The sequence below is a fragment of the Rhodobacter sp. SGA-6-6 genome, from assembly GCF_011043545.1.
Classification (GTDB): domain Bacteria; phylum Pseudomonadota; class Alphaproteobacteria; order Rhodobacterales; family Rhodobacteraceae; genus Pseudogemmobacter.
Map to the genome: position 1 here is coordinate 384,995 of NZ_JAAKGP010000002.1, position 26,039 is coordinate 411,033.

The window sequence follows — 26,039 nt, forward strand, 5'->3', positions numbered from 1 at the left end:
CGCAACCCTCGGACAAGTCTTCCCTATCCCGTCCGGCGCGATGCAGATCTACCTCCCGATTGCCGAGGTCTCGGTCGATGCCTTCCTGATCCTCGGGATCGGGGGGATCGTCGGCTTTCTGTCCGGCATGTTCGGCGTGGGCGGCGGCTTCCTGATCACGCCCTTGCTGTTCTTCATCGGCGTTCCCCCCGCCGTCGCCGTGGCGACCGGGGCGAACCAGGTGGTGGCTTCCTCGGTCTCGGGTGTGCTGGCGCAGCTGAAGCGCAAGGCGGTGGACTTCCGCATGGGCTTCGTCCTGCTGGCGGGCGGCGTCGGCGGGTCGGGAATCGGCATCTGGGTCTTCGCCTGGATGAAGGCGAAGGGGCAGGTCGACCTCTTCGTGCAGCTCTCTTACGTGCTGTTCCTCGGCCTGATCGGCGCGATGATGCTGCAGGAGTCCTTGCGCGCCCTGCTGCGCAGCCGCAAGCCCAATGCGCCGGTCCGCCGCGCCCATGTCCACAACTGGGTGCACGGCCTGCCGCTGAAGATGAAGTTCCGCGCCAGCGGGCTTTACATCAGCGTCATCCCGCCGGTGCTGGTCGGCGCGCTGGTCGGCTTCCTGGCCGCGATCATGGGCGTCGGAGGCGGCTTCATCATGGTGCCGGCGATGATCTACCTTCTGGGGATGCCGACCAAGGTGGTGGTCGGCACTTCTCTGTTCCAGATCATCTTCGTCACCGCCTTCACCACCGTCATGCACGCCGTCACCAGCCAGACCGTCGACATGATGCTGGCGCTGGTGCTGATCTTCGGCGGGGTGATCGGAGCGCAGATCGGCGCCCGGGTCGGGCTGCGGCTGAAGGCCGAGCAGCTGCGCATCCTGCTGTCGCTCCTGGTGCTGGCGGTGGCGCTGCGCATTGCCGCCGACCTGCTGATCCGCCCGGCCGAGCTTTACTCGGTGATGCCGGGGGTGCTGCCGTGATCCGCCGTCTCCTCCTCGCCTTCTGCCTGCTCGCCGGCCCCGCCGGGGCGCAGGAGAAGCCGCCGGAGACCATCGTCGCCGGTCTCAGCCAGAACCGCGTCTCGATCACCGCCGATTTCGACGGGTCCGAGATCCTGGTCTACGGCGCCGTCCGCCGCGACAGCCCGCCGCCCGAGGGTCGGCTGGACGTGATCGTCACCATCGAGGGGCCGGCGACGCCCTTGATGGTGCGCCGCAAGGACCGGGTCTGGGGCATCTGGGTCAACAACGCCTCGATCGCGGTGGACAGCGCGCCCTCGTTCTACGCGGTCGCCACCACGGGGCACCTGCACGACATCCTCTCGGCGACCGAGAACCTGCGCCAGGGCATCACCATCGACCGGGTGATCCGCGCCGTCGGCATCACCGCCGAGGCCGATGCCTCGGAAGCCTTCGTCGAGGCGATGATGCGGGTGCGCACCGGCGAGGGCCGCTACCGGCTGATGGAGAACCGGGTGCAGCTGACCGAGCAGACGCTGTTCCGCACCGACGTGGTGCTGCCCGCCAACCTGACCGAAGGCATCTACAAGGTTCGCCTGTTCCTGCTGCGCGGGGGCAAGGTGGTGGCCAGCCAGGAACGCCAGATCAACGTGCGCAAGGCGGGGCTGGAGCGGATGGTCTACAACATGGCCCGCGAACAGCCGCTGATCTACGGGCTGGTCTCGCTGATGCTGGCGGCCGTCTCCGGCTGGGCCGCCTCGGCCGCGTTCCGGCTGTTCCGGGCGTAGAGCGGGGTTAAGCGCAAGCATGTAGGGGCGGGGTTCACCCCGCCGCGGGCGGGAACAGGCGAGGCACTGCCTCGCCCCCGCCCGTGCGCGGCGGATGCACCCGGAGACGGTGGCAGCACGAGACCCCGAGAGGCCAGCGCCCGACCCGGCGGGCGAGAAGCGCCCGCCGAGGGCGGGGCGGGCGCTGGCCGCGCCTTTGGGGCCCGGCAGGTCTGGCTGATACGTTGCGCTATGGCGAAGGCACGCGCCTTCGCCAAGGACACCGTGGAGCAGCGGGTTAAACCCCGCCCTACAGGCGGCAGACCCGCGGCACGGGGCTTCCCGCTGTCCTCACCACAACAAGAACTGTCATCTCGCGCGGGCGAGGACCCAGGAAACGGATGTCGGAAGATGGATTCCCGCCTGCGCAGGGAGGACAGGCGGGGGCAGGCCGACAGACGACACACGCCTCCGCCCCTATCCTTCGCTAGACAGGATCGTCAGCCCTTCTTCTTCGCCGCCGCAGCCTCCAGCGCATCCAGCCGGGCCTTCAGCGCCTCGTTCTCCTCGCGGGCCTTCTGCGCCATCGCCCGCACCGCGTCGAATTCCTCGCGGGTGACGAAGTCGCGGTCGGCCATCCAGCGGTCGACCAGCGACTTCATCGCCGTCTCCGCCTCGGTCTTCGCGCCCTGCGCCACGCCCATGGCATTGGTCATCAGCTGGCTGATGTCGTCGAGGAACTTGTTGCGCGTCTGCATGGAAGGGCCTCCTGTCACCACCCCTATATGCGCCGGCCCGTCCCCCTTCACAAGGCTGCCAGCCGGTTGACTTCGCCGCACCCGGCCCGCATCAAGCCCCGAAGCAGCGGAGACCGGCATGATCCCCTTCCCCGACATCTCGCCCGAGATCTTCTCCATTTCCGTCTTCGGCATGACCTTCGCGCTGCGCTGGTATGCGATGGCCTATCTGGTCGGCATCGTCCTGGCCTGGTGGATCGCCGCCCGCACCCTGCGCCGCGCCGATCTCTGGGGCGGCGCAGCGCCGATGACCGGCGACCAGCTGGAGCGGCTGATGACCTGGGTGATCCTCGGCGTCATCCTCGGCGGCCGCATCGGCTATGTGCTGTTCTACGAGCCCGCCAAGTTCGCCGCCGAGCCGCTGGCGATCCTGCGGGTCTGGGAGGGGGGGATGTCCTTCCACGGCGGCTTCCTCGGCGTCGCCGCCGCCGGCGTCCTCTTCGCCCGGGCCGAGGGCATCCCGATGCTGCGGCTGGGCGACCTGATGGGTCTTTCGGTGCCTCCGGGGCTGCTGCTCGGCCGTCTCGCCAACTTCATCAATGCCGAGCTCTGGGGCCGCCCGACCGACCTGCCCTGGGGCGTGGTCTTCCCCGGCGACGCCGCCCAGACCTGCCCCGGCATCGCCGGCCTCTGCGCCCGCCACCCGAGCCAGCTTTACGAAGCCGCGCTGGAGGGGCTGTTGCTCGGCGCCGCGGTGCTGTGGCTGGCATACCGCCGCGGCTGGCTGCGCTTCCCGGGGCGGATCATGGGCCTCTTCGTCGCCGGCTACGGCACGGCGCGCGTCCTGGTGGAGTTCGTCCGCCAGCCGGATGCGCAATTCGTGGCCGAGGGCAATCCGCTCGGCCTCTACCTGCATGTCGGCGGCTGGGGGCTGACCGCCGGGCAATGCCTCAGCCTGCCGATGATATTCATCGGCCTGTGGGTCCTGACCCGCGCCCGGCAGGCGGCATGACGGCGCTGGCGGAGATTCTCGCCGCCCGCATCGCCGCCACCGGGCCGATGCGGCTGTCCGACTACATGGCCGAATGCCTGCTGCACCCTCAGCACGGCTATTACACCAGCCGCGCGCCCTTCGGCGCCGCCGGGGACTTCACCACCGCCCCCGAAATCTCGCAGATGTTCGGCGAGTTGCTGGGCCTTTGCCTGGCGCAATACTGGCTGGACCTCGGCCGGCCCGCGCCCTTCACCCTGGCCGAACTCGGCCCCGGCCGCGGCACCCTGATGGCCGACCTGCTGCGCGCCACCCGCGGCGTGCCGGGCTTCCAGGACGCGGCGCGGGTCATGCTGGTCGAGGTTTCTCCCCGGCTGCGGCAGGTGCAGCGGACCACGCTGGGGACCCATTCGGTGGACTGGCTGGACCGGGTGGAGGACCTGCCCGGCCAGCCGCTGTTCCTGGTCGCCAACGAATTCTTCGACGCCCTGCCGATCCGCCAGTTCACCCGGGCGGGCGACGGCTGGTCCGAGACCATGGTCGGGCTGGACGCCGGCCGGCTGACCCTCGGCCGCGCACCCCCTGCCCCCTTGGCCCTGCTGGCACACCGGCTGGCCGACACGCAGGAAGGCGATGTGGTCGAGACCTGCCCCGCCGCCGCGCCGATCATGGCCGGACTGGCGGCCCGCATCGCCGGCCATGGCGGGCTGGCGCTGGTGGTGGACTATGGCGGCTGGCGCTCGCGCGGCGATACCTTCCAGGCGCTGCGGGCCCATGCCTTCGCCGATCCGCTGGAGGCCCCCGGCGAAGCCGACCTGACCGCCCATGTCGATTTCGAGGCGCTGGCGTTGGCCGCCGCCCCCGCCGCCACGCGCTACACCACCCAGGGCGCGCTGCTGTCTGCCCTCGGCCTTGCCGCCCGGGCCGACCGGCTGGCCGCCGGTCTGGACGGTCAAGCGCTCACCGCGCATCGGGCGGCAGAGCGGCGCTTGACCGACCCGGAGGAAATGGGTGAGTTGTTCAAGGCGCTCGCCGTCTTTCCGCCCGCCGCCCCGCCGCCGCCCGGATTCGCCCCCTGACCATGATGCTGGAAATCATCACCTCCGACGCCCTGCCCGCCCGCCACGGCTTCTTCACCCGCAAGGGCGGGGCCTCCTCGGGCATCTTCGCCGGGCTGAACTGCGGCGCGGGCTCGTCGGACCAGGCGGAGATCGTGGCGATCAACCGCGCCCGCGCGGCCGAGGCGATGGGGGTGGCGCCGCAGGCGCTGGTGACGGTGAACCAGGTGCACTCGGCGGATGTGGTCACGGTCGCCGGCCCGCTGTCCGACCGGCCGCGGGCGGATGCGATGGTGACCGCCACGCCCGGGCTGGCGCTGGCGGTGCTGACGGCGGATTGCCAGCCGGTGCTGTTCGCCGATCCGGAGGCCGGGGTGATCGGCGCCGCCCATGCCGGCTGGCGCGGCGCGCTGGACGGGGTGCTGGAGGCGACGGTGGCGGCGATGGAGACTCTCGGCGCGAAGCGCGAAGCGATTTCCGCAGTGATCGGTCCCTGCATCAGCCAGGCCGCCTATGAGGTCGGCCCCGAATTCCTCGACGCCTTCCGCGACGAGGACCCGGCCTACACCCGTTTCTTCGCCAACGGCCAGGGCGATCGGCTGCTGTTCGACCTGCCCGGCTTCGGCCTGCACCGGCTGCGCGCGGCCGGGGTGGGACAGGCGGACTGGGTGCGCCACTGCACCTACCGCGATTCGGAGCGGTTCTATTCCTACCGCCGCACCACCCATGCCGGCGAGGCCGACTATGGAAGGCTGATCTCGGCCATCCGGCTGTAGCCGCCACCGGATTGCCGCAATCCGGGAAACAGTTCGGGCAACACCGGCCCGATTGTCCCGAGTTTTCGCCGAAAACTCGCAATTCCGGCAACGATGGCGGCTTTTGCGCCGGATTGTCGCCCGCCCGGAATTGGCCCCAATCCGGCAAATATCCGTCCAACAGCCGCCGCATTGGTCCGCGATCCTCAGTTCAAGGCCGCAGAGCCAAGAGGAGACAGACCATGACCCAGGACATCAGGACCGAACGCCGCTGGCTTCGCTCGGTGATCGCCGCTTCGGCCGAGCCGCTGCCGGCCTTTCCCTGGATGCGCGGCCAGCGCAGGCGCCCCGCCGCGACGGCCGAAGCCGCCGCGCCGCAGGAACGCCCGGCACCGCGCCGCGAGGTCGGGCTCTTCGGCAAGACCGCCCTCGCCGCCCGCTGATCCGAATCGATTTGCCACAATTCGCGCCGGTCCCCCGGCCGATTGTGCGAAAGAAGGGGACAATGCCGGGCGGGCAACCGGCATCGTCCAGGGACGCGGCCCGAAACGCGCCCGAGGTTTGACAGCGGGCCATATTGGTGACAGATTTACACGCAGCAGTTGTCCCGCTGCGACAGTATCAGTGCCGGCAGGCGTGTAAGACCCGCAAGGGCCAGGCCGCTGGAAATGTGCCCGCCCCCTGCTCGGGGGAGACGGGAAAGACGGCCCCGGTGCTCCTCTGGCACCACAAGGGGCCGTTTTCCGTTTTGGGACAGTCTCATCGCCGCATTTCATGCGCTCTTCGCGGGTCCCGGCGAGGAGTGGCCGAAGGCCATCGACGAGCGGCGTTCAGGCGCTGCGGGCCAGCCGCGCCTCCAGCACGTCGAAGGGCACGCCGGGCTCGTCCTTGGCGCAGCGGATCACCAGGCTGGTCTTCACGTTCGCCACGTTCTCGGCCTTCAGCAGTTCCCCGGTCAGGAAGCTCTGGAAGGTGGACAGGTCGGGCGAGACGCATTTCAGGATGAAGTCGATCTCGCCGTTCAGCATGTGGCATTCGCGGACCAGCGGCCAGGCGCGGCAGCGGGCCTCGAAGGCGGACAGGTCGGCCTCGGCCTGCGAGTTCAGCCGCACCATGGCGAAAACGGCGACCTCGAAGCCCAGTTCGCGGGCGTCGATCTCGGCATGGTAGCCGGTGATGTAGCCCGCCTCCTCCAGCGTGCGCACCCGGCGCAGGCAGGGCGGGGCCGAGATGCCGACGCGGCTGGCGAGTTCCACATTGGTCATCCGGCCGTCGGCCTGCAACTCGGCAAGGATGCGCCGGTCGATCGGGTCCAGCTTGTGTCCGGCCATTGCTCTCTCCCTGGTTGCCCGCCTTCTAGGCGGTTGCGCCGATCCGCGCAATATTCTTTCGTCCACTGCCCCCGCGCACCGCGCCGCGTTTCGTCGCAGCCGCCTTTTCGGCAAGCATTCGGGGCTTTCGGCCCGGCAAGGCTTTGCCTATATCGGGCAGGCTGCAATTCCGGGGGACGGTCATGGCCGAAAGACATACGCGGGTTCTCATCATCGGGTCCGGCCCGGCGGGCTATACCGCGGCGGTCTATTCCGCCCGCGCCATGCTGAACCCGGTGCTGGTGCAGGGCCTGCAACCCGGCGGCCAGCTGACCATCACCACCGAAGTGGAGAACTGGCCCGGCGACACCGAGGTGCAGGGCCCCGACCTGATGGTGCGGATGGAGGCCCATGCCCGCGCCATGGGGGCCGAGGTGGTCAGCGACTATATCACCTCGCTCGACCTCTCGGCCCGGCCGTTCAAGGCCCATGCCGATTCCGGCACCACCTATCTGGCCGATGCGGTGATCCTGGCGACCGGCGCACAGGCGAAATGGCTGGGCCTGCCCAGCGAGGAGAAGTTCAAGGGCTTCGGCGTCTCGGCCTGCGCCACCTGCGACGGGTTCTTCTACCGCGGCAAGGAAGTGGTGGTGATCGGCGGCGGCAACACCGCGGTGGAAGAGGCGCTGTTCCTGACCAATTTCGCCAGCAAGGTGACGGTGATCCACCGCCGCGACAGCTTCCGCGCCGAGAAGATTCTGCAGGAGCGGCTGTTCAAGCACCCGAAGATCCAGGTGCTGTGGAACCATACGGTGGAAGAGGTGCTGGGGACCGAGGCGCCGCTCGGCGTCACCGCCGTGCGCGCCCACAACGTCAAGACCGGCGAAGTGACCGACATCCCCTGCGACGGCTTCTTCGTGGCGATCGGTCATGCCCCGGCGTCGGAACTGGTGAAGGACCAGCTGGAGCTGCACAACGGCGGCTATGTGAAGGTGGAGCCGGGCAGCACCCGCACCTCGATCCCCGGCGTCTTCGCCGCCGGCGACCTGACCGACCACATCTACCGCCAGGCGGTGACCAGCGCCGGCATGGGCTGCATGGCCGCGCTGGACGCCGAAAGGTTCCTGGCGGGGCATTGAGCGATGACGGGAGGTCCTGCCCCCGAGGCGCCGCCCCTCCTGCCCCATGCCGGACCGCTGTTCCGGGCGATTTTCCGCGGCGCCGACCCCTTGGCGCCGGCTTCGGCCCCGGAGGGGCGCTTCCACCAGTCCGGGCAGTTCGCCCTTTACGCCTCGCTGACGCCCGAGGGCTGCGCCGTGGCGATCCGCCGCTATCTGCGCGCCGATGATCCGCCGCGCGAGATCGTGCCCCTGCAGCTTGCCGCCGCCCGGCTGGCCGACCTGCGCGGCCAGCCCGGGGTTTCCGCGGTCTGGCAGGACCTCCGGGCGGCGGGCGTCCCTTCCCCGACCTGGGCCTTTTCCGATGCGGCGCGGGCGGCGGGGGCGGAAGGGATGCTCTATTCCTCGCGCTCGCGGCCCGAGTTGACGCATGTCGTGATCTTCCGGCCCGGGCTGCTGCGACAGGCCGGTCCGCCGCGGCCTTTCCCCGCGGGACTGTGACCCTTCTGCCGCGCCCTTAGCGGGAAAATCGCCTTTTTCGCCGGCAAATGCAGCTTTCGCTTTCCTCCGGCGGCGCCATATGGAATATGTTCATCATTGAACACAGTTGCGAATGCCACAGTCCCCGCTCCGATGCCCGCCTCCTCCCGCCCCGCCCTGCCCGAGGAAGACCAGCTCTTCCGCCTCCTGCGCCAGCTCGACCGCGCGCCGGAGGCTTCGCAGCGCGCCACGGCGCAGGCGCTCGGCATCAGCCTGGGCAGCCTGAACGCCCAGCTTCGCGCCGCGGCCGAGGCCGGGCTGATTCAGGTGACCGACCGCAACGCCATCACCGACCGGCGCCAGCGCCTCGCCTATGCGCTGACCCCCCGCGGCGGCGCCGAGAAGGCGCGGCTGGTCGACCGCTTTCTGGCAGGGAAACTTGCCGAATATCACGCCCTTCACGCCGAACTGACGGGTGAGGACGCGACTCTCCTCCCCGCAAAACACAGGACAGAGGCCATGCAGAACAACCTTGCGCCGATCCCGGAGCTTTACGTCTCCTACGAATCCGCCCAGAAGCTGAAGCACGAGGCGGCGGCGCTGCCGTCCTGGGACCTGACCCAGCGGCAGGTCTGCGACCTGGAACTGCTGATGAACGGCGGCTTCACCCCGCTGAAGGGCTTCATGTCCGAAGCCGATTACGACGGCGTGGTCGAGAACATGCGGCTGGCCTCCGGCGCGCTGTTCCCGATGCCGATCACGCTGGACGTCACCGAGGTCTTCGCCGAGAAGATCGAGCCCGGCCAGGACATCGCGCTGCGCGATGCCGAGGGGGTGATCCTCGCCATCCTGTCGGTCACCGACAAATGGGTGCCGAACAAGGCGAACGAGGCCGAGAAGGTCTTCGGCGCCGACGACGTGGCGCATCCGGCGGTGAACTACCTGCACAACACCGCCGGCAAGGTCTATCTCGGCGGGCCGGTGACGGGCATCCAGCAGCCGGTCCACTACGACTTCAAGAGCCGCCGCGACACCCCGAACGAGCTGCGCGCCTTCTTCCGCAAGATGGGCTGGCAGAAGATCGTCGCCTTCCAGACCCGCAACCCGCTGCACCGCGCCCACCAGGAACTGACCTTCCGCGCCGCCCGCGAGGCGCAGGCCAACCTGCTGATCCACCCGACCGTCGGCATGACCAAGCCCGGCGACGTGGACCATTTCACCCGCGTGCGCTGCTACGAGGCGATCCTGGACAAGTATCCGGCCTCGACCACCACCATGTCGCTTCTGGGTCTGGCGATGCGCATGGCCGGCCCGCGCGAGGCGCTGTGGCACGCCATCATCCGCAAGAACCACGGGGTGACGCATTTCATCGTCGGCCGCGACCATGCCGGACCGGGCAAGAACAGCCAGGGCAAGGATTTCTACGACCCCTATGCCGCGCAGGAGCTGGTGCGCAAGCATCAGGAGGAGATCGGCATCCAGATGGTCGATTTCAAACAGATGGTCTATGTGCAGGAAAAGGCGCAGTATTTCCCGGTAGACGAGGTTCCCGAGGGATCGACCGTGCTGGACATCTCCGGCACCGAGCTGCGTCGCCGCCTGCGCGAGGGGCTGGAGATCCCCGACTGGTTCTCCTTCCCCGAGGTGGTGGCCGAACTCCGCCGCACCTCGCCGCCGCGCGCGAAGCAGGGCTTCACGGTGTTCTTCACCGGGCTTTCCGGCTCGGGCAAGTCCACCATTGCCAATGCGCTGATGGTCAAGCTGATGGAGATGGGCGGGCGCCCCGTGACGCTGCTGGACGGCGACGTGGTGCGGAAGCACCTGTCCTCGGAACTGGGGTTCAGCAAGGAACACCGCGACATCAACATCAAGCGGATCGGCTATGTCGCGTCCGAGATCACCAAGAACGGCGGCATCGCCATCTGCGCCCCGATCGCGCCCTATACCGCCACCCGGCGGGCGGTGCGCGAGATGATCGAGGCCTATGGCGCCTTCGTCGAGGTGCATGTGGCGACCAGCATCGAGGAATGCGAGCGCCGCGACCGCAAGGGCCTGTATAAACTGGCGCGCGAGGGCAAGATCAAGGAATTCACCGGCATCTCCGACCCCTACGAGACCCCGGCGAACCCCGAACTGCGGGTGGACACCCAGGACGTGGACGTCGACCACTGCGCCCATCAGGTGATCCTGAAGCTGGAAAGCATGGGGCTGATCAAGGCCTGAGCCGGAGGCGGTTGGCGGTTCCCCCGCCCCGCCCCCCTTGGCGAAGGCCATCGCCTTCGCCATGCGGTGCCATTGCCACCTTCCCGGCCGGGTGCCCAAAGCACCCGGCCGGCGCCCGCCCGCCCCTCGGCGGGCGCTTCTCGCCCGCCCGGGCGGGCGCTGGCCTCTGTGGTCTCTTGTCACTCCCGTTTCCGGGTGCAACCGCCCCGCACGGGCGGGGGCGAGGCAATGCCTCGCCTCATCCCGCCCGGCCAAACCGCGGCTCCCCCGGCTTGCAGCGGCCGTTTCGCATTGCACGCCCGCCGCAAGCGACTATATCCCCCGGGGCGGACGGCAAGGAGGCGACCATGGCGCGCAAGGTGTTCATCGACGGCGATGTCGGCACGACCGGCCTGCAGATCCGCGAGCGGCTGGAGCGGCGAGACGACATCGCGCTGGTCCGCATCGACCCCGCGCTGCGCAAGGACAATGCCGCCCGGCTGGCCGCCTTCGCCGAGGCCGAGGTGGCGATCCTCTGCCTGCCAGACCCGGCGGCGAAGGAGATCGTCGCGGCCTGCGACGCCGCCGGCGGGAAGACCCGGCTGATCGACGCCTCCACCGCCCACCGCACCTCCCCCGGGTGGACCTTCGGCTTCCCCGAACTGGCGCAGGGCCAGCGCGAGACGATCCGTGCGGCCGCCCGCGTCAGCAACCCCGGCTGCTGGTCCACCTGCGCCATCGCCCTCCTGCGCCCGCTGGTCGATGCCGGCGTGGTGGAGGCCGGGGCGCAGATCGCCATCTCCGGCGTCTCGGGCTATTCCGGCGGCGGCAAGGCGATGATCGAGGAATTCGAGTCGGGCGCCGTCACCGGCTCCTTCCTCTACGGCACCGGGCAGGCCCACAAGCACCTGCCCGAGATCACCGGCTACGCCAGGCTGGTCCGCCCGCCGGTCTTCGTGCCCTCGGTCGGGCAGTATGCGCAAGGCATGGCGGTGGCGGTGGAACTGTCGCTGCCCGGCGGGGCCGCCCGCGCCGAAGAGGCGCTGCGGGCGCATTACGCCGGCGAGCGTTTCGTGACCGTGGTCGATGCGGCCGCCCACCAGCCGCGGGTGATGCCGCAGGCGCTGAACGACACCAACCGGATGGAGCTTTCGGTGCACGGCAACCCCGAGACCGGGGCGACCGTGCTGGTGGCCGTGCTGGACAACCTGGGCAAGGGCGCCTCGGGCGCGGCGGTGCAGAACCTGAACCTGATGCTGGGGCTGGACGAGGGCGCGGGCCTCTGACCGCGCCCAAATTCCTTGGAAGGAATTTGACAATTTTCTTCCAAGAAAATTGCGTTCCTTACGCCGGCCGCAGCATCCGCCGCAGCACGCCGTCCTTCATCACGTAGTGGTGGAACAGCGCCGCCAGCGCATGGGCGCCGGCCAGCAGGACCAGCAGGTTGGCCAGCATCCCATGGGGATCGCCCGCCGCCTCCACCCCGCCGAACCAGGCCGCGGCGCCGGACACCGGCACCGCCAGCATCAGCAGATACAACAGGCCATGCACGGCCGAGGCCGCCTTGCCCAAGGCCCCCTTCTCCACCGCCGGGCCGCCGCGCAAGAGCCGCAGCCCGATGCGCAGGACCACCAGCGCCAGCACCGCCGCGCCGATCCAGACATGCAGCCCGGCGATGGGGACGGAAATCTCCGCGCCCTCCAGCCGCTGATGCAGCGCCCGGCCCATGCCGGAACTGACGATGTAATTGAACAGGACCCCGCCCGCGATCAGCCAGTGCAGCGCGATCTGTGCGCCGCTGTAGCCGGTGGTCGTCTTCATGCCTTCTCTCCTTCGGCCGGGCGCGTTTCCGAAGGTGATACGGCGGCGCGGCGGCTTTCCGTCGCCGCGCCGGGGCCCGTCAGAGGGCGGTCAGTGGACGTTCACCGGCGCAAAGTCATGCGCGCGCGCCAGGTGAAAGGCCATGCTGCGGTCGGCCACCAGCGCCAGCCGCTGGCCGTCGGGCGCATGGACGGAATAGATCACATCCGTCCCCTCGATCTGCGCGCGGACCTCTTCCGGCAGGTCCGCCACCTGCACGGGGCGGACATAGACGATACGGTTGCTGCCCTGGGGCAGAGCGTCGAAAGGCGTGTTCATTTCGCACCTCCTTTGCCGATGCGGATGGTCTGGACCACGGTCTCCGGCACGTTCCGGCGCAGGTCGATGTTCAGCAGGCCATGCTCCATGCCGGCCCCCGCCACCTCGACCCCGTCGGCCAGCACGAAGCTGCGCTGGAAGGCCCGGGCCGCGATGCCGCGATGCAGGAAGACCCGTTCGCCGCTGTCGTCGGCCTGGCGGCCGCGGATCACCAGCTGACGGTCCTCGACCGTGATCGACAGATCCTCTTCGCGGAAGCCCGCCACCGCAAGGGTGATGCGATAGGCGTTCTCGGTCACCGCCTCGATGTTGTAGGGGGGATAGCCCTCGGCCCCGGACTTGGCGGTGCGCTCGACCAGCCGTTCCAGCTGCTCGAAGCCCAGAAGGAAGGGGTGGGCCCCAAAACTCAGTTTCGTCATCGGTCTGCCCTTGGTTCAAGCGACATGCCCGGAGCGCGGCCCCTTCGCGGGCACCGGCGTCCTTGGAATGAATATGGGAAAGCGGCTGGCGCGCCGCAAGTCGCCGCGCTGCGGAATCGGCGGGCAGCCCCCGAGATTCCTTCAAAAATTGCCGCGGACGCGCTATATGATTGATCAAAAGAGCCAGGGGACCCCGAGTCGCAGCCATGAACGCGCCCTCCGAGATGAGCTTCGAGGAAATGCTGAAGGTGAAGCTGGAAGTGCTTCGCCGCGAGCACCGTGACCTGGACGAGGCGATCCACGCGCTGGAGACCACCGGCCGGCCCGACCAGTTGACGCTGCGGCGGCTGAAGAAGCAGAAGCTGGCGCTGAAGGACGCGATCACCCGGATCGAGGACCAGCTGATCCCCGACATCATCGCGTAAGGGCGGTGGAATGGCGGGGTGAACCCCGCCCTACGCCGGGGGGCACCCCGTTGCCCGTCATCCGCGGGCGGGAGAAGGCGAGGCACTGCCTCGCCCCCGCCCGTGCGCGGCTGCTGCACCCGGAAGCATTGGTCACGCCAAACCCCGAGAGGCCAGCGCCCGCCCGGGCGGGCGAGAAGCGCCCGCCGAGGGGCGGGCGGGCGCTGGCCGGGACTTATGGTCCCGGCCGGGAAGGTTGAACCGTAGCGCTGTGGCGAAGGCGATGGCCTTCGCCACAGAAACCGGGTGGGGCGGAGGGGCGCTCCTACGGCAGCAACCCCGAATCCCGTGCCAGCGACAGCATGGCGCTGCGGATCAGGTCGTAGGCATCCTCGGGCAGCGCCGTGTCCAGCCGGTTCCAGGTCTCGGGGCCGAAGCCGTCCATCGCCGACCACCGCGCCTCGCCGTCGCGCGGGAAGGGTCGGGGGAATTCGGCCAGCACCCGGCGCAGCCCCTCGACCAGCGCGGTCTCGTTCCGCAGCTCCAGCACCCGCAACAGATGCAGCGCCAGCGCCGAGCCGCTGCTGTCCAGCCAGATCTGCGGCAGGGCACCGTCCAGCCCCTGCGCCAGATCGTCCATCATCAACAGCCCCGCCTGGGCGGAGCCGAGCGACAGATAGGCCGCCTCCACCTCCTCGGCGGCATAGAGCCAGGCCGGCAGGCAATCGCGCCGCAGCACCAGCACCAGGTGGTCCAGCCGCGCCTCGTCGCCCATGGCGTCCAGCCGGGCGCGGTAGAGCTGCGCAAGTTCCGGCTGGCCCTGCAGCAGCGCCACCGCGGCGGCCATCGCCCGGCCATTACGCGGATAGCGGGCGTCCAGGTCGCGCAGCGCCTCTTCCCGCCGGGCGTCGACGATCTCGCCCTCGACGCTGTAGATCGCCAGCTGCCGCTCGGCCGGGTTCAGCCCCCATTCCGGGAACAGCGCCATGCCCTCGCGCAGCACCGCCACCTCTTCCGCCAGCCCGTGCCGCTCCATCAGCGGCAGGATGTCGGGCAACAGGATGGATTGCGGCCGGGTCAGCAGCACCTCGGCCGGGCCGAAGATGCCGGTCTCCAGATCGGCCAGCATCACCAGCCAGGGCAGGTCATGCGCCGCGGGCGGCAGGTCGGCGGCCTTGTCGGCCAGCACCCCCGGCCATTCGATCGCCTCGGCCAGCACCGCGCCGCGCAGATACTCCTCCCAGGCCGCAGAGGGGCCTGGGTCGAAGGCGGCGGGGTCCATCCGCTGCAATACCAGGTCGTGATATTCCCGCCCCTCCAGGTGCAGCAGGTAGTCCAGGGGCACGGTGCCGGCCTGCGCCCCGCGCTGGCAGATCGCCGCGGTCTCGGCTGCCGCAGGCAGGGCGGTCGCCAGGAAGCCCGCCATCACCGCCCCGAGAACACCCCGCATCCCGCACCTTCTGCCGATTGCCCGCCGGGAAAGACTAGTCCGCCGCCGGGCCGGGGGGAAGGGGCGGCGGCGGCGGAAACGAACATTCTTGAGATATATTTAATCATTCCAGATCAATATCTTACCGCTACGGAATGCCGCAGGCGGAACCGGGGCCTTTTTGATCCACGTCAACGTCGCGGGCCGGCCGCCGGTCCAAGCCTGCGCCTGCACAAGACAGAAGGTTCCGACCATGAAGACGCATTCCTCCCTCCTCTCCGCAACCGCCCTTGCCGCCGCGCTGCTGGCCGGCCCGGCGCTGGCCCAGTCGGCGGGCGACCTGACCATCGGCTTCGGTGCCGCGGTGGTGGCCCCGAAAAGCGACAACGGCACCCTGGCCGGCGCGGCCGCCACGGTGGACAACAGCACCCGCCCCTCGATCACCGTCGAATATTTCATCCGCGACAACCTGGGGATCGAGCTTCTGGGCGCCTTGCCGTTCAAGCACGGCATCAACCTCGCCGGCGCCTATGCCGCCGAGACCAAGCACCTGCCGCCCACCGTCACGCTGAACTGGCACTTCCCGACCGGCGGGGCGCTGAAGCCCTTCGTCGGCCTCGGCGTCAACTACACCGCCTTCTTCGAGGAGCGCATGGCCGGGCACGAGCTGAAGATCGAGGACAGCTTCGGCCTTGCCGCCCATCTGGGCACCGACTGGGCGCTGGACGACAAGCGCGCGGTGCGCTTCGACCTGCGCTACATCGACATCGACAGCGACGTGACGCTGGACGGCTCGCCGATCGGCAAGGTCGAGGTCGATCCGCTGGTCGCCGGCATTTCCTATGTGATGAAGTTCTGAGGCGGGCCAGGGCCGCAACCGGGAGGCATACCCGGGCAGAACCCCAGGGGCAGCGGGGCGCGGCGAATGGGCCGCGCCCCTTCCCTTTTGCGCGCAACCTTGCCCCGCGCAGGCCGGCGGTATATGCGCGGCCCGAGCGAGGAACGGAGGCACGCATGACCCCACCCGTCGGCATCATCATGGGGTCCCAGTCCGACTGGGCCACGATGAAGGAGGCAGCCCTGATCCTGGACCAGCTGGGCGTTGGCCACGAGGCGAAGATCGTCTCTGCCCACCGCACGCCGGACCGGCTGTGGGACTACGGCCGGACCGCCGTGGCGCGCGGGCTGAAGGTGATCATCGCCGGGGCCGGCGGCGCGGCGCATCTGCCCGGGATGATGGCCTCGAAGACCCGGCTGCCGGTGATCGGCGTGCCGGTGCAGACCAAGGCGCTGTCGGGGGTGGACAGCCTTTATTCGATCCTCCAGATGCCCAAGGGCTATCCGGTCGCCACCATGGCCATCGGCGCGCCGGGGGCCGCGAATGCCGGGCTGATGGCGGCGGCGATCCTTGCGGTCTCCGACCCCGCGCTGGCCGAGCGGCTGGACGCCTGGCGGGCGGCGCTGTCGGCCTCGATCCCCGAGGAGCCGAAGGATGAGTGAACTGCCCCCCGGATCGGTGATCGGCATCCTCGGCGGCGGCCAGCTGGGCCGGATGCTCTCGGTGGCGGCCAGCCGGCTGGGCTACCGCTGCCACATCTTCGAGCCCGGCGCGGCGCCGGCGGGCGACGTGGCCCATGCGGTGACGACCGCGCCCTACGAAGACGAGGCCGCCCTGCGCGCCTTCGCCGCCGCGGTCGATGTCATCACCTATGAATTCGAGAACGTCCCCACCTCGGCGCTGGACCTTCTGGAAAGCCTCCGCCCGATCCGCCCCGACCGCCGGGCGTTGGCGGTCAGCCAGGACCGGGTGTCGGAGAAGTCCTTCCTGAACGACCTCGGGCTGCACACCGCCCCCTGGGCCGCGGTGACGTCCGAGGACGACCTGCGCGCCGCGGTGGCCCGGCTCGGCTGCCCGTCGATCCTGAAAACCGCAAGGCTCGGCTATGACGGCAAGGGTCAGGTCCGGCTGAACGGCGAGGCCGAGATCCCCGCCGCCTGGGCCGCCATGCAGGGCGCGCCCTCGGTGCTGGAGGGGCTCATAGCCTTCGACCGCGAGGTCTCGGTCATCGCCGCCCGCGGGCTGGACGGTTCGGTCGCCGCCTACGACCCGGGCGAGAACGTGCACCGCGAGGGCATCCTGCGCAGCACCACCGTCCCCGCCCGCCTGTCCGCCGCGCAGCGCTCGGACGCGGTGCTGCTGGCGGCGCGCATCCTCAACGCGCTGGACTACGTCGGCGTCATGGGGGTGGAGCTGTTCGTCACCCCCGGCGGCCTTCTGGTCAACGAGATCGCGCCCCGGGTCCACAACTCGGGCCACTGGACGCAGCAGGGCTGCGCGGTGGACCAGTTCGAGCAGCACATCCGCGCCGTGGCGGGCCTGCCCCTGGGCGACGGCAGCCGCTTCGCCGATGTGGTGATGGAGAACCTGATCGGCGACGACATCGCCCGCATCCCTGCCCTGCTGCGCGAACGCGACGTGGCGCTGCACCTCTACGGCAAGGGCGAGGCCCGGCCGGGCCGGAAGATGGGGCATGCGAACCGGGTGGTCCGGGGGTAGGGCGGGGTTCACCCCGCCATCGCATTGCCTCGGGCGGGATGAGGCGAGGCACTGCCTCGCCCCCGCCCGTGCGTGGCGGATCAACCGGAAACTCATCAGCCTGACCCCGAGAGGCCAGCGCCCGACCGGGCGGGCGAGAAGCGCCTGGCCCAAGGGCGGGGCGGGCGCTGGCCGGGCCATTGAGGCCCGGCCGGTCCAGTTGAAATGACCCACTATGGCGAAGGCACGCGCCTTCGCCAAGGAAACCGCGGACGGCAGGGTGAACCCCGCCCTACCGGGTCATGGGCCAAGTTCACCCCTCCGTCCCGGCCTCCCCCTCGCGCTGGAACCGCCCCTCGCGCAGGAAATGCAGCACCTGGCGGATCACCGTCGGGTTCACCATCATCCAGGTGTGGCTGACCGGCAGGGTGATGTGGTCCGCCACCCCCTCCAGCCTTGTGCTCGCCACCGTCACCTTGCCGTCGTCCGGCCCCGGCAGCAACTGCGAGAACCAGGGCGAGACCGAGCGGCTGCCGGCGATCACCCCCAGCGGATAGTCGGGCGGCGGCAGGCGGTTCGGCCAGCTGTCCGGCCCCGTCCCCAACGCCAGCCCCGCCGGCCCGTTCACCAGCCGGAACACCCGCCAGTCGCCCAGGGCATCCACCAGTTCCGATCCGTGGTTCGGCGGCGCCAGCATCACCACCCGCCCCAGCCCCGGCGGATGGCCGCGCGCCAGCCAGTCGCGCAACAGGATGCCGCCCATCGAATGGGCGACGAAATGCGTAACCCCCTGCCAGGGCGCGGCGAAGGCGCGGGCAACACCTTGCACCAGGTCGTCCGGCGGCGCCTTGGTGGACGGATAGGCGGCGCTTTCCACCGCATAGCCGGCGGCCTTCAGCGCCAGCCCCATCGCCGCCAGCGAATGCTTGCTGCGCGCCAGTCCGTGGACCAGGATGACCCTCTCGGCGGCGGGGGATGCGGGATCGCTCATGCCGCCGATCATGCCCGCATCCCCGGCGGGCGCAAGAGCCGGCGCGGGCTGGACAAGCCCCGCCCGCCGTCGCACCCTGCGCCGATGATCCGCCCGAAGCCCCGCCTTGCCGTCCGCGCCCTGATCCTCGATGCCGAGGAACGGCTGCTGCTGGTCAACGCCTACCCCGAGGGCCGCTCCGACCTCTGGTGCGCCCCCGGCGGCGGCTGCGAGGCCGGGCAGTCGCTGCCCGAGAACCTGATCCGCGAGGTGCGCGAGGAGACCGGGCTTGAGGTCGAGGTCGGCCCCGCCGCGCTGGTGAACGAATTCCACGACCCCGCCACCGGCTTCCATCAGGTCGACCTCTACTTCCGCTGCACCCTGCGCTCCGGCGCGCTGGACGACGCCTGGCAGGACCCCGAGGGCGTGGTGACCGAGCGCCGGTTCTTCTCGCGGGTGGAACTCGCCTCCGGGAAAATCCGGTTCAAGCCAGACCTCCTGCCCGAGGCCGCCTGGGGCGATACCTGTCTCTACGATCCGTTGGAAGAGATCGTCCGATGAGCCGCGCCTTCGTGAACGAGGATGCGGGCGCCGACCGGCCCGACCTGCCGGAGTTGCCGCTGTCGCCGCATCCGAACTACGTCACCCCTCGGGGCCTGCGCGATCTGCAGGACCGGCTGGCGGCGCGTCAGGCCGACCTCGCGGCGCTGAAGGCGCGGGAGGACCGGCTGGACAAGCTGCCCGAGGCGGCGGCGGAACGCGACATCCGCTGGCTGGAGGCTCGGCTGAAATCGGCGATCCTCGTCGATCCGGCGGCGCACGACCTGTCCGAGGTGGCCTTCGGCCTGCGGGTGACGGTGGCGGACGAAGACGGCGCCGAGACCACCTACGAGATCACCGGCGAGGACGAGGCCGATGCCACCCTCGGCCGCATCGCCCCGCATTCGCCGCTGGCCCGCGCGCTTCTGGGCGCACAGGTCGGCGACGAAGTGACATGGAAGCGGCCGGCGGGGGACATGGCGCTGGAAATCGTGGCGATCTCGCGCCCCGACCCCGCCTGACCGGCGGCTCAGCCGAGCGCGTAGTTGAAATGCCCGGTCCACCAGCCGTGGTCGCTGGAGAACCGCGCCGCCAGCTTCACCAGCCCGGCGGCGAGACCGACCAGCCCCACCAGCAGCGCCAGCCCCTTCAACCCGCCGGTGTCCGCCCCGCGCGCGACGACGATCAGCAGAACGACCAGAAGCCCGGTCATCGCCGCATCCAGCGCGATCTTGAACCAGACATAGAACCCGGGATCGTATTCGTCTGCGGTGACCATCACGGCATTGAAGGCGCCGAACAGCAGCACCGCACTCATGAAGATAATGACATATTGGTTGTGTTTCATCTGCTTGGCGGGGTCGGCCATCGTCGCGTCCTCCGGCTGGAAATGCGCCAGTCTGCGCAGAACCGGACCCGTCTGGCAAAGGAAAAGGGCGGCCCGGGGGCCGCCCTTCCCTGTTTCCCGGATGGGATGGATCAGAAGTCCATGCCGCCCATGCCGCCGCCGGGCATCGCCGGGGCAGCGGCCTTGTCTGCCGGCTTGTCGGCGATCATCGCCTCGGTGGTGATCAGCAGCGAGGCCACCGAAGCCGCGTCTTCCAGCGCGGTGCGGGTCACCTTGGCCGGGTCGATCACGCCGAACTTGAACAGGTCGCCGTATTCCTCGGTCTGGGCGTTGAAGCCGAACGAGGGGTCCGAGGATTCGCGGATCTTGCCCGCGACCACGGCGCCGTCGACGCCGGCGTTCTCGGCGATCTGGCGCAGCGGCGCTTCCAGCGCGCGGCGGACGATGGCGATGCCGGCTTCCTGGTCGCTGTTCGCGCCTTTCAGGCCGTCCAGAGCCTTCGAGGCCTGCACCAGCGCCACGCCGCCGCCGACCACGATGCCTTCCTGAACCGCCGCACGGGTGGCGTTCAGCGCGTCATCGACGCGGTCCTTGCGCTCTTTCACTTCGACTTCGGTCATGCCGCCGACGCGGATGACGGCAACGCCGCCCGCCAGCTTGGCCACACGCTCCTGCAGCTTCTCGCGGTCGTAGTCCGAGGTGGTTTCCTCGATCTGCGCGCGGATCTGCGCCACGCGGGCCTCGATCTCGGCCTTGTCACCGGCGCCGTCGACGATGGTGGTGTTGTCCTTGTTGATCGACACCTTCTTGGCCCGGCCCAGCATGTCGATGCCGACATTTTCCAGCTTCATGCCGAGGTCGTCCGAGATCACCTGGCCGCCGGTCAGGATGGCGATGTCCTGCAGCATGGCCTTGCGGCGGTCGCCGAAGCCCGGGGCCTTGACGGCGGCGATCTTCAGGCCGCCGCGCAGCTTGTTGACGACCAGGGTCGCCAGAGCCTCGCCTTCCACGTCCTCGGCCACGATGACCAGCGGGCGCTGCGACTGGATCACGGCTTCCAGCAGCGGCACCATCGGCTGCAGCGACGACAGCTTCTTCTCGTGCAGCAGGATGTAGGCATCCTCCAGCTCGGCGATCATCTTGTCGGCGTTGGTGACGAAGTAGGGCGACAGGTAGCCGCGGTCGAACTGCATCCCTTCGACCACGTCGGTCGAGGTTTCCAGGCCCTTGTTCTCTTCGACGGTGATCACACCCTCGTTGCCGACCTTCTGCATCGCGTCGGCGATCTGGCGGCCGATTTCCGCTTCGCCGTTGGCCGAGATGGTGCCGACCTGGGCGACTTCATCCGAGTCCTTGACCGGACGGGCGGCGGCCTTGATCGCCTCGACGACCTTGGTGGTGGCAAGGTCGATGCCGCGCTTCAGGTCCATCGGGTTCAGGCCGGCCGCAACCGACTTCAGGCCTTCCTTGATGATGGCCTGGGCCAGCACGGTGGCGGTGGTGGTGCCGTCGCCGGCCTCGTCATTGGTGCGGGAAGCGACTTCCTTCACCATCTGGGCGCCCATGTTCTCGAACTTGTCCTGAAGTTCGATCTCCTTGGCGACGGTCACGCCGTCCTTGGTGATGCGGGGCGCACCGAACGACTTCTCGATCACCACGTTGCGGCCTTTCGGGCCCAGGGTGACCTTCACGGCATCGGCGAGGATGTTGACGCCGCGCAGCATGCGGTCGCGGGCATCCGACTGGAATTTGACGTCCTTGGCAGCCATTGCTGTTCTCCTTGGAATTTATTGCGGTTGGGAAAGCGATCTCAGGCGATGATGCCGAGGATGTCGCTTTCCTTCATGATCAGCAGCTCTTCGCCGTTCAGCGTGACTTCGGTGCCCGACCATTTGCCGAACAGCACGCGGTCGCCGGCCTTGACCGAGGGGGCGATCAGTTCGCCCGAATCCTTGCGCGCGCCCTCGCCGACCGAGACGATCTCGCCCTCGGCGGGTTTTTCCTTGGCGGTATCGGGGATGATCAGCCCGCCCTTGGTCTTTTCCTCGGACTGGACGCGACGGACCAGAACGCGGTCATGCAGCGGTTTGAAAGCCATCTGGCAACTCTCCCTTGGGTTCCAGGTTGAAACTGTTGGCACTCACCCCAGGCAAGTGCTAACGGCGGATGATCTAGGCAAGAGGGCGCTTCGAGTCAACACCCAAGCGGCGCGGAAAAATCGCCGGTCGCGGCGCTTTCCCTTCCCGCGCCGCAATGCCATCCTGCCGGCCGTCGCAGGAGGTATCCGATGGTCCGTTTCCCGAACGCCCTGGCCGGTCTGGCGCTGCTGGCCGCCGCCTTCGCCGCCCCCTCCGCGGGGGCCGAATGCCATGGATTGAACCTGCTGGACCTGATGCCGGCCGAGGAGCGCGCGGCGGTCACCGCGCTGGCCGATGCCCAGCCCTTCGCCCGCGGCAACTTCTGGCAGGCCGAGCGCGGGGAGGACCGGATCATCATCCTCGGCACCTATCACCTGGAGGACCCGCGCCACGGCGCCACCGTCGCCCGCTTCGCGCCCGAGATCGCCGGGGCCACCGCCCTGCTGGTCGAGGCCGGGCCGGAAGAGGAGAAGGCGCTGCAGCAGCACATGGGCCGCGACCCTTCGGTCATGGTGATCACCGACGGCCCGGCGCTGAACCAGATCCTGCCGCCCGAGACCTGGGACCGGCTGGCCGAGGCCGCCCGCGCCCGCGGCGTGCCGCCCTTCATGGCCGCCAAGTTCCGGCCTTGGTATGTCACCGTCCTCCTCGCCGTGCCGCCCTGCGCGATGGAGGCGATGGTCGATCCGAACGGCCTCGACGCACAGCTGATCGACAGCGCCCTTGCCGCCGGCGTGCCCGTCCGCGCGCTGGAGCCCTACGACACCGTGTTCTCGATCTTCGGCGCCATGTCGGAAGCCGACCAGATCGCCATGATCGAGCAGACGCTGGCGATGGAGGACAGCATCACCGACTTCTCCGAGACCCTCGCCGACGCCTATTTCGACGGCGACGGCCGGCTGATGTGGGAACTGATGCGCCACATGTCCTACGACGCGCCCGGCTATACCCGCGAACAGGTGGATGCCGAGATGGCGGTGCTGGAGGAGGTGCTGATGAACAGCCGCAACCGCGCTTGGATTCCGGTGATCGAGGCGGCGGCGGCCGAAGGGCCGGTGGTGGTGGCTTTCGGCGCCCTGCACCTGTCGGGCGAGGAAGGGGTGCTGAACCTGCTGCAAGGCAACGGCTGGACCGTCACCCCGCTGACCGGGCCGCAATGACGGCCGAGCGCAGGCTCGGCCTTCTCCTCCTTCTCGGCGCCACCCTTGCCTGGAGCACGGCGGGCCTGTTCGCCCGCGCCATCGCGCTGGACACGCCCACGGTGATCATGTGGCGCGGATGGGCCGGCGCGGCCGGGCTGGTCCTGCTGCTGGCGCTGACCCGCGGCCGGGCCGGGATCGGCGATTTCGCCCGCCTCGGCCGGGCGGGGTGGGCCTATGCCTTCTGCTCGGGCCTGGGGATGCTGATGTTCGTCGGCGCGCTGAAATCCACCTCGATCGCCCATGTCGCCATCATCTACGCCACCCTGCCCTTCGTCGCCGCCGGTCTCGGCTGGCTGATCCTGCGCGAACCGCCGGGCCTGGCGGCGCTGGTCGCCGCGGTCGTGGCGGCGGCGGGGTCGGCGGTCATGGTCGGCCTCGGCAGCGAGGGCACCCTGGCCGGCGACCTGATGAGCTTCGGCATGGTGCTGTCGATGGCGGCGCTGATCCTGATCTCGCGCGCCAATCCGGGCCTGCCGGCGCTGGCGGCGGGTATCGTCTCGGCGCTGTGGGCCTCGACCATCTGCCTGCCCTTCGCCACCACCGCGGGGCTGACCGCCTGGGACCTGTCGCTGACCGCCGCCTTCGGCCTGATCAATTCCTCGCTGGCCTTCGCGCTGTTCGTCTTCGGCTCGCGCCGCGTCAGCCCGGTGGAGACCGCGCTGGTGGGCGCGCTGGAAGTGCCGGTGACGCCGCTCTGGGTCTGGCTGGTCTTCGGCGAGACGCCAGGCCCCGCGACGCTGGTCGGCGGCGGACTGGTGCTGGCGGCGGTGGTCGGCCATATCCTGTGGTCGGCACGCCGGGGCTGAGCTGCCGCCGGTTCGGGCGGGAACAGGCGAGGCACTGCCTCGCCCCGCCCGTGCGCGAGGGTTCGACCGGAGACTGTGGCAGCACGAAACCGGGAGAGGCCAGCGCCCGACCGGCGGGCGTGAAGCGCCCGCCGAGGGGCGGGCGGGCGCTGGCCGGGCCTTTGGGGCCCGGCCGGTCCAGTTGAACCGTCGCGCCGTGGCGAAGGCGATGGCCTTCGCCAAGGAAGTCAGCGCCGCCGCTGCTGCATTGCAGCATCCCGCCGCCCTCCGCCCGCGCCGGGGATGACAATCCCGGCCCCGGCCCCTATAAGCCGCGCCAGACCCACATACCCCGCGAGAAAACCATGACCACGCTCGTCTTCGGCCACAAATCCCCCGACACCGACTCCACCGGCTCGCCCATCATCTGGGCCTGGTATCTGAACGAGGTGCAGGGCACCCCCGCGAAGCCCGTGCTGCTGGGAGAGCCGAACACCGAGGCCGCCTTCGTGCTGAAGCATTGGGGCCTCGACAAGCCCGAAATCATCGCAGACGTGACCGCCGAGGACAAGGTGGTGATCGTCGACACCAACAACCCGGCCGAACTGCCGCCCTCGGTCAACGAGGCCAGGATCCAGGCCATCATCGACCACCACATGCTGGTCGGCGGGCTGAAGACCAAGACCCCGATCGACATCACCATCCGCCCGCTGGCCTGCACCGCGACCATCATGCACGACCTGATGGGCGATGCGGTGGCCAAGGCGCCGAAGGGGATCAAGGGCGCGATGCTGTCCTGCATCCTGTCGGACACGCTGGAATTCCGCAGCCCCACCACCACCGCCCATGACAAGGCCGTGGCCGAGAAGCTGGCCGCCGACCTGGGCGTGAAGATCGCCGACCTTGCCACCGCGATGTTCGAGGCGAAGTCCGACGTGTCCGCCTTCTCGGATGCCGAACTGCTGCGGATGGACAGCAAGGAATACAACGTCGCCGGCAAGGAACTGCGGGTCTCGGTGCTGGAAACCACCGCGCCGAAGCTGGTGCTGGACCGCAAGGACAGCCTGATGGCGTCGATGGAAGCGGTGGCGAAGGAAGACGGCGCCGACCAGGTGCTGCTGTTCGTGGTCGACATCCTGAAGGAAGAGGCGACGCTCTTGGTGCCGAACGATCTGGTGAAGCAGCTGGCGGAGGCGTCCTTCGGTGCGAAGGTCTCCGGCAACACCGTGGTTCTGCCCGGGATCATGAGCCGCAAGAAGCAGATCATTCCGGCGCTGAAACTGTAAGCGCCCGGATTTTCGTCGAAAATCCGCGCACCGCGGGAAAGGGCCGCCCATGACCGAGATCATCGCCAGCCTCGCCGAGATCGCCCCGCGCTATGATGCCGTCTTCTGCGACCTCTGGGGCTGCCTGCACAACGGCAAGGCCCCCTTCCCCGCCGCCGTCGCCGCGCTGCGAGCCTTCCGCAGCGGCGGCGGCGCCGTGGTGCTGCTGACCAACGCGCCGCGGCCGCAACCCTCGGTGGTGGCGCAGCTGGACCGGATGGGCGTGCCGCGCGACGCCTGGGACGAGGTGGTCACCTCCGGCGATGCCGCGCAATATGCGCTGGTCTCGGGCGCCGTCGGCCGCAGGGTCCACCACATCGGCGCCGCAAAGGACGAGCCCTTCTTCACCGACTTCGCCGCCGACATCGCCGAATACGCCGCCGCGCAGCCGCCGATCCGGCGGGTGCCGATGCAGGAGGCCGAGGGCATCGTCTGCACCGGGTTGCGCGACGACCTGACCGAGACGCCGGCCGACTACCGCGCCGCGCTGCTGATGGGCAAGACGCTCGGCCTGCCGATGCTCTGCGCCAACCCCGACATCGTGGTGGACATGGGCGACCAGCGGCTGTGGTGCGCCGGCGCGCTGGCGCGTGACTATGAACAGATGGGCGGCCGCGCGCTCTACTTCGGCAAGCCGCATCCGCCGATCTACGATCTCGCCCGCCGCCGCCTTGCCGCGATCCGGCCGGGCGAGCCGCAGGTGCTCTGCATCGGCGACGGCATCGCCACCGACGTGCAGGGCGGCATCGCCGAGGGGCTGGACACCCTTTTCATCACCGGCGGCATCGACACCTCCGCCTTCGGGACGGAGTCCGCCCGCCCCGACAAGGCCTTGCTGGAGGCCTGGCTGACCGAACGCCGGCTGTCGCCCAGCTTCGCCATGGGGCACCTGCGCTGACCTACCGCAGCGCAGCGGAAACATAATTACGCCGCCCTGCGTCCAAGTA

General features: G+C 69.5%; 30 protein-coding genes. 20 read left to right on the plus strand and 10 right to left on the minus strand.

Annotated features, from left to right (window positions below; translation table 11 throughout):
• Positions 1 to 40 precede the first annotated feature (40 nt).
• The gene (locus G5B31_RS05140) at positions 41 to 961 is read left to right on the plus strand and encodes a sulfite exporter TauE/SafE family protein (protein WP_165014325.1); all 921 of its coding nucleotides are present in this window, start codon (positions 41 to 43) and stop codon (positions 959 to 961) included.
• Positions 958 to 1,728, plus strand: a complete 771-nt coding sequence (locus G5B31_RS05145; protein WP_165014326.1) for a TIGR02186 family protein — start codon at positions 958 to 960, stop codon at positions 1,726 to 1,728. Before G5B31_RS05140 ends, G5B31_RS05145 begins: the two co-directional genes overlap by 4 nt.
• Before the next feature lie 479 nt (positions 1,729 to 2,207).
• On the opposite strand, the gene G5B31_RS05150 is transcribed toward G5B31_RS05145, so the two are convergent.
• Positions 2,208 to 2,465, minus strand: coding sequence for an accessory factor UbiK family protein (locus G5B31_RS05150; RefSeq protein ID WP_165014327.1), 258 nt, complete (start codon positions 2,463 to 2,465; stop codon positions 2,208 to 2,210).
• Positions 2,466 to 2,583: 118 nt separating this feature from the next.
• On the opposite strand from G5B31_RS05150, the gene lgt reads away from it, so the two are divergent.
• The 4 genes from lgt (at position 2,584) to G5B31_RS05170 (ending at position 5,691) form a co-directional block, all read left to right on the plus strand.
• On the plus strand, positions 2,584 to 3,456 hold the full coding sequence (gene lgt / locus G5B31_RS05155; protein ID WP_165014328.1) for a prolipoprotein diacylglyceryl transferase: 873 nt from the start codon (positions 2,584 to 2,586) through the stop codon (positions 3,454 to 3,456).
• Positions 3,453 to 4,514: a class I SAM-dependent methyltransferase gene (locus tag G5B31_RS05160; RefSeq protein ID WP_165014329.1), complete on the plus strand. Its 1,062-nt coding sequence runs from the start codon at positions 3,453 to 3,455 to the stop codon at positions 4,512 to 4,514. The genes lgt and G5B31_RS05160 overlap by 4 nt, the downstream gene beginning before the upstream one ends.
• A gap of 5 nt (positions 4,515 to 4,519) precedes the next feature.
• Positions 4,520 to 5,269: a peptidoglycan editing factor PgeF gene (gene pgeF, locus G5B31_RS05165; protein ID WP_205911828.1), complete on the plus strand. Its 750-nt coding sequence runs from the start codon at positions 4,520 to 4,522 to the stop codon at positions 5,267 to 5,269.
• Positions 5,270 to 5,490: 221 nt separating this feature from the next.
• On the plus strand, positions 5,491 to 5,691 hold the full coding sequence (locus tag G5B31_RS05170; protein ID WP_165014331.1) for a hypothetical protein: 201 nt from the start codon (positions 5,491 to 5,493) through the stop codon (positions 5,689 to 5,691).
• A 387-nt stretch (positions 5,692 to 6,078) separates the two neighbouring features.
• Here G5B31_RS05170 and G5B31_RS05175 read toward each other — a convergent pair whose 3' ends face one another.
• On the minus strand, positions 6,079 to 6,579 hold the full coding sequence (locus G5B31_RS05175; protein ID WP_165014332.1) for an Lrp/AsnC family transcriptional regulator: 501 nt from the start codon (positions 6,577 to 6,579) through the stop codon (positions 6,079 to 6,081).
• Between the two features lie 182 nt (positions 6,580 to 6,761).
• On the opposite strand from G5B31_RS05175, the gene trxB reads away from it, so the two are divergent.
• From trxB to argC, 4 genes are all read left to right on the plus strand, one after another.
• The gene (trxB, locus tag G5B31_RS05180; protein WP_165014333.1) at positions 6,762 to 7,697 is read left to right on the plus strand and encodes a thioredoxin-disulfide reductase; all 936 of its coding nucleotides are present in this window, start codon (positions 6,762 to 6,764) and stop codon (positions 7,695 to 7,697) included.
• 3 nt (positions 7,698 to 7,700) lie between these two features.
• Entirely contained in the window at positions 7,701 to 8,177 is a 477-nt protein-coding gene (locus G5B31_RS05185) for an RES family NAD+ phosphorylase (RefSeq protein ID WP_165014334.1), read from the plus strand.
• 132 nt (positions 8,178 to 8,309) lie between these two features.
• Positions 8,310 to 10,379: a bifunctional sulfate adenylyltransferase/adenylylsulfate kinase gene (locus G5B31_RS05190; RefSeq protein WP_165014335.1), complete on the plus strand. Its 2,070-nt coding sequence runs from the start codon at positions 8,310 to 8,312 to the stop codon at positions 10,377 to 10,379.
• 347 nt (positions 10,380 to 10,726) lie between these two features.
• A complete protein-coding gene (argC, locus tag G5B31_RS05195; RefSeq protein WP_165014336.1) occupies positions 10,727 to 11,644 on the plus strand; it encodes an N-acetyl-gamma-glutamyl-phosphate reductase in 918 nt (305 codons plus the stop codon).
• 58 nt (positions 11,645 to 11,702) lie between these two features.
• On the opposite strand, the gene G5B31_RS05200 is transcribed toward argC, so the two are convergent.
• From G5B31_RS05200 to G5B31_RS05210, 3 genes are all read right to left on the minus strand, one after another.
• The gene (locus G5B31_RS05200) at positions 11,703 to 12,179 is read right to left on the minus strand and encodes a cytochrome b (protein ID WP_165014337.1); all 477 of its coding nucleotides are present in this window, start codon (positions 12,177 to 12,179) and stop codon (positions 11,703 to 11,705) included.
• A gap of 90 nt (positions 12,180 to 12,269) precedes the next feature.
• Positions 12,270 to 12,497 (minus strand): DUF1150 family protein, encoded by a 228-nt coding sequence (locus G5B31_RS05205; RefSeq protein WP_165014338.1) that lies wholly within the window; start codon positions 12,495 to 12,497, stop codon positions 12,270 to 12,272.
• Positions 12,494 to 12,916, minus strand: coding sequence for an Hsp20 family protein (locus G5B31_RS05210; protein ID WP_165014339.1), 423 nt, complete (start codon positions 12,914 to 12,916; stop codon positions 12,494 to 12,496). Before G5B31_RS05210 ends, G5B31_RS05205 begins: the two co-directional genes overlap by 4 nt.
• 206 nt (positions 12,917 to 13,122) lie before the next feature.
• On the opposite strand from G5B31_RS05210, the gene G5B31_RS05215 reads away from it, so the two are divergent.
• Complete coding sequence (locus G5B31_RS05215) at positions 13,123 to 13,341, plus strand: YdcH family protein (RefSeq protein WP_165014340.1); 219 nt, start codon at positions 13,123 to 13,125, stop codon at positions 13,339 to 13,341.
• 304 nt (positions 13,342 to 13,645) lie between these two features.
• Here the strand turns inward: G5B31_RS05215 and G5B31_RS05220 are convergent, their stop codons facing one another.
• Positions 13,646 to 14,770, minus strand: coding sequence for a hypothetical protein (locus G5B31_RS05220; protein WP_165014341.1), 1,125 nt, complete (start codon positions 14,768 to 14,770; stop codon positions 13,646 to 13,648).
• A 232-nt stretch (positions 14,771 to 15,002) separates the two neighbouring features.
• On the opposite strand from G5B31_RS05220, the gene G5B31_RS05225 reads away from it, so the two are divergent.
• The 3 genes from G5B31_RS05225 (at position 15,003) to G5B31_RS05235 (ending at position 17,306) form a co-directional block, all read left to right on the plus strand.
• The gene (locus tag G5B31_RS05225; protein ID WP_165014342.1) at positions 15,003 to 15,608 is read left to right on the plus strand and encodes an OmpW family protein; all 606 of its coding nucleotides are present in this window, start codon (positions 15,003 to 15,005) and stop codon (positions 15,606 to 15,608) included.
• 155 nt (positions 15,609 to 15,763) lie between these two features.
• Complete coding sequence (gene purE / locus G5B31_RS05230; protein WP_165014343.1) at positions 15,764 to 16,249, plus strand: 5-(carboxyamino)imidazole ribonucleotide mutase; 486 nt, start codon at positions 15,764 to 15,766, stop codon at positions 16,247 to 16,249.
• Positions 16,242 to 17,306 carry a 5-(carboxyamino)imidazole ribonucleotide synthase gene (locus tag G5B31_RS05235; protein WP_165014344.1) on the plus strand — a complete coding sequence of 355 codons (1,065 nt, stop codon included), beginning with the start codon at positions 16,242 to 16,244 and terminating at the stop codon, positions 17,304 to 17,306. Before purE ends, G5B31_RS05235 begins: the two co-directional genes overlap by 8 nt.
• Before the next feature lie 292 nt (positions 17,307 to 17,598).
• Here the strand turns inward: G5B31_RS05235 and G5B31_RS05240 are convergent, their stop codons facing one another.
• On the minus strand, positions 17,599 to 18,276 hold the full coding sequence (locus G5B31_RS05240; protein ID WP_240904292.1) for an alpha/beta hydrolase: 678 nt from the start codon (positions 18,274 to 18,276) through the stop codon (positions 17,599 to 17,601).
• Positions 18,277 to 18,360: 84 nt separating this feature from the next.
• Here G5B31_RS05240 and G5B31_RS05245 point away from each other — a divergent pair, with 84 nt between their 5' ends.
• Both G5B31_RS05245 and G5B31_RS05250 read left to right on the plus strand, forming a co-directional pair.
• Positions 18,361 to 18,816: an NUDIX domain-containing protein gene (locus G5B31_RS05245; RefSeq protein WP_165014346.1), complete on the plus strand. Its 456-nt coding sequence runs from the start codon at positions 18,361 to 18,363 to the stop codon at positions 18,814 to 18,816.
• A complete protein-coding gene (locus G5B31_RS05250) occupies positions 18,813 to 19,316 on the plus strand; it encodes a GreA/GreB family elongation factor (protein WP_165014347.1) in 504 nt (167 codons plus the stop codon). The genes G5B31_RS05245 and G5B31_RS05250 overlap by 4 nt, the downstream gene beginning before the upstream one ends.
• Before the next feature lie 8 nt (positions 19,317 to 19,324).
• On the opposite strand, the gene G5B31_RS05255 is transcribed toward G5B31_RS05250, so the two are convergent.
• The 3 genes from G5B31_RS05255 to G5B31_RS05265 form a co-directional block, all read right to left on the minus strand.
• Positions 19,325 to 19,663 (minus strand): hypothetical protein, encoded by a 339-nt coding sequence (locus G5B31_RS05255; protein ID WP_165014348.1) that lies wholly within the window; start codon positions 19,661 to 19,663, stop codon positions 19,325 to 19,327.
• Between the two features lie 110 nt (positions 19,664 to 19,773).
• Positions 19,774 to 21,411, minus strand: coding sequence for a chaperonin GroEL (groL, locus tag G5B31_RS05260; RefSeq protein ID WP_165014349.1), 1,638 nt, complete (start codon positions 21,409 to 21,411; stop codon positions 19,774 to 19,776).
• Between the two features lie 41 nt (positions 21,412 to 21,452).
• Positions 21,453 to 21,740, minus strand: coding sequence for a co-chaperone GroES (locus G5B31_RS05265; protein WP_165014350.1), 288 nt, complete (start codon positions 21,738 to 21,740; stop codon positions 21,453 to 21,455).
• 189 nt (positions 21,741 to 21,929) lie between these two features.
• Between G5B31_RS05265 and G5B31_RS05270 the strand changes: the two genes are divergently transcribed.
• From G5B31_RS05270 to G5B31_RS05285, 4 genes are all read left to right on the plus strand, one after another.
• Entirely contained in the window at positions 21,930 to 22,940 is a 1,011-nt protein-coding gene (locus G5B31_RS05270) for a TraB/GumN family protein (protein ID WP_165014351.1), read from the plus strand.
• Positions 22,937 to 23,788 carry a DMT family transporter gene (locus G5B31_RS05275; protein WP_165014352.1) on the plus strand — a complete coding sequence of 284 codons (852 nt, stop codon included), beginning with the start codon at positions 22,937 to 22,939 and terminating at the stop codon, positions 23,786 to 23,788. Before G5B31_RS05270 ends, G5B31_RS05275 begins: the two co-directional genes overlap by 4 nt.
• Positions 23,789 to 24,132: 344 nt before the next feature.
• Entirely contained in the window at positions 24,133 to 25,053 is a 921-nt protein-coding gene (locus tag G5B31_RS05280) for a manganese-dependent inorganic pyrophosphatase (protein WP_165014353.1), read from the plus strand.
• 49 nt (positions 25,054 to 25,102) lie between these two features.
• Complete coding sequence (locus G5B31_RS05285) at positions 25,103 to 25,990, plus strand: TIGR01459 family HAD-type hydrolase (protein WP_165014354.1); 888 nt, start codon at positions 25,103 to 25,105, stop codon at positions 25,988 to 25,990.
• Positions 25,991 to 26,039 lie beyond the last annotated feature (49 nt).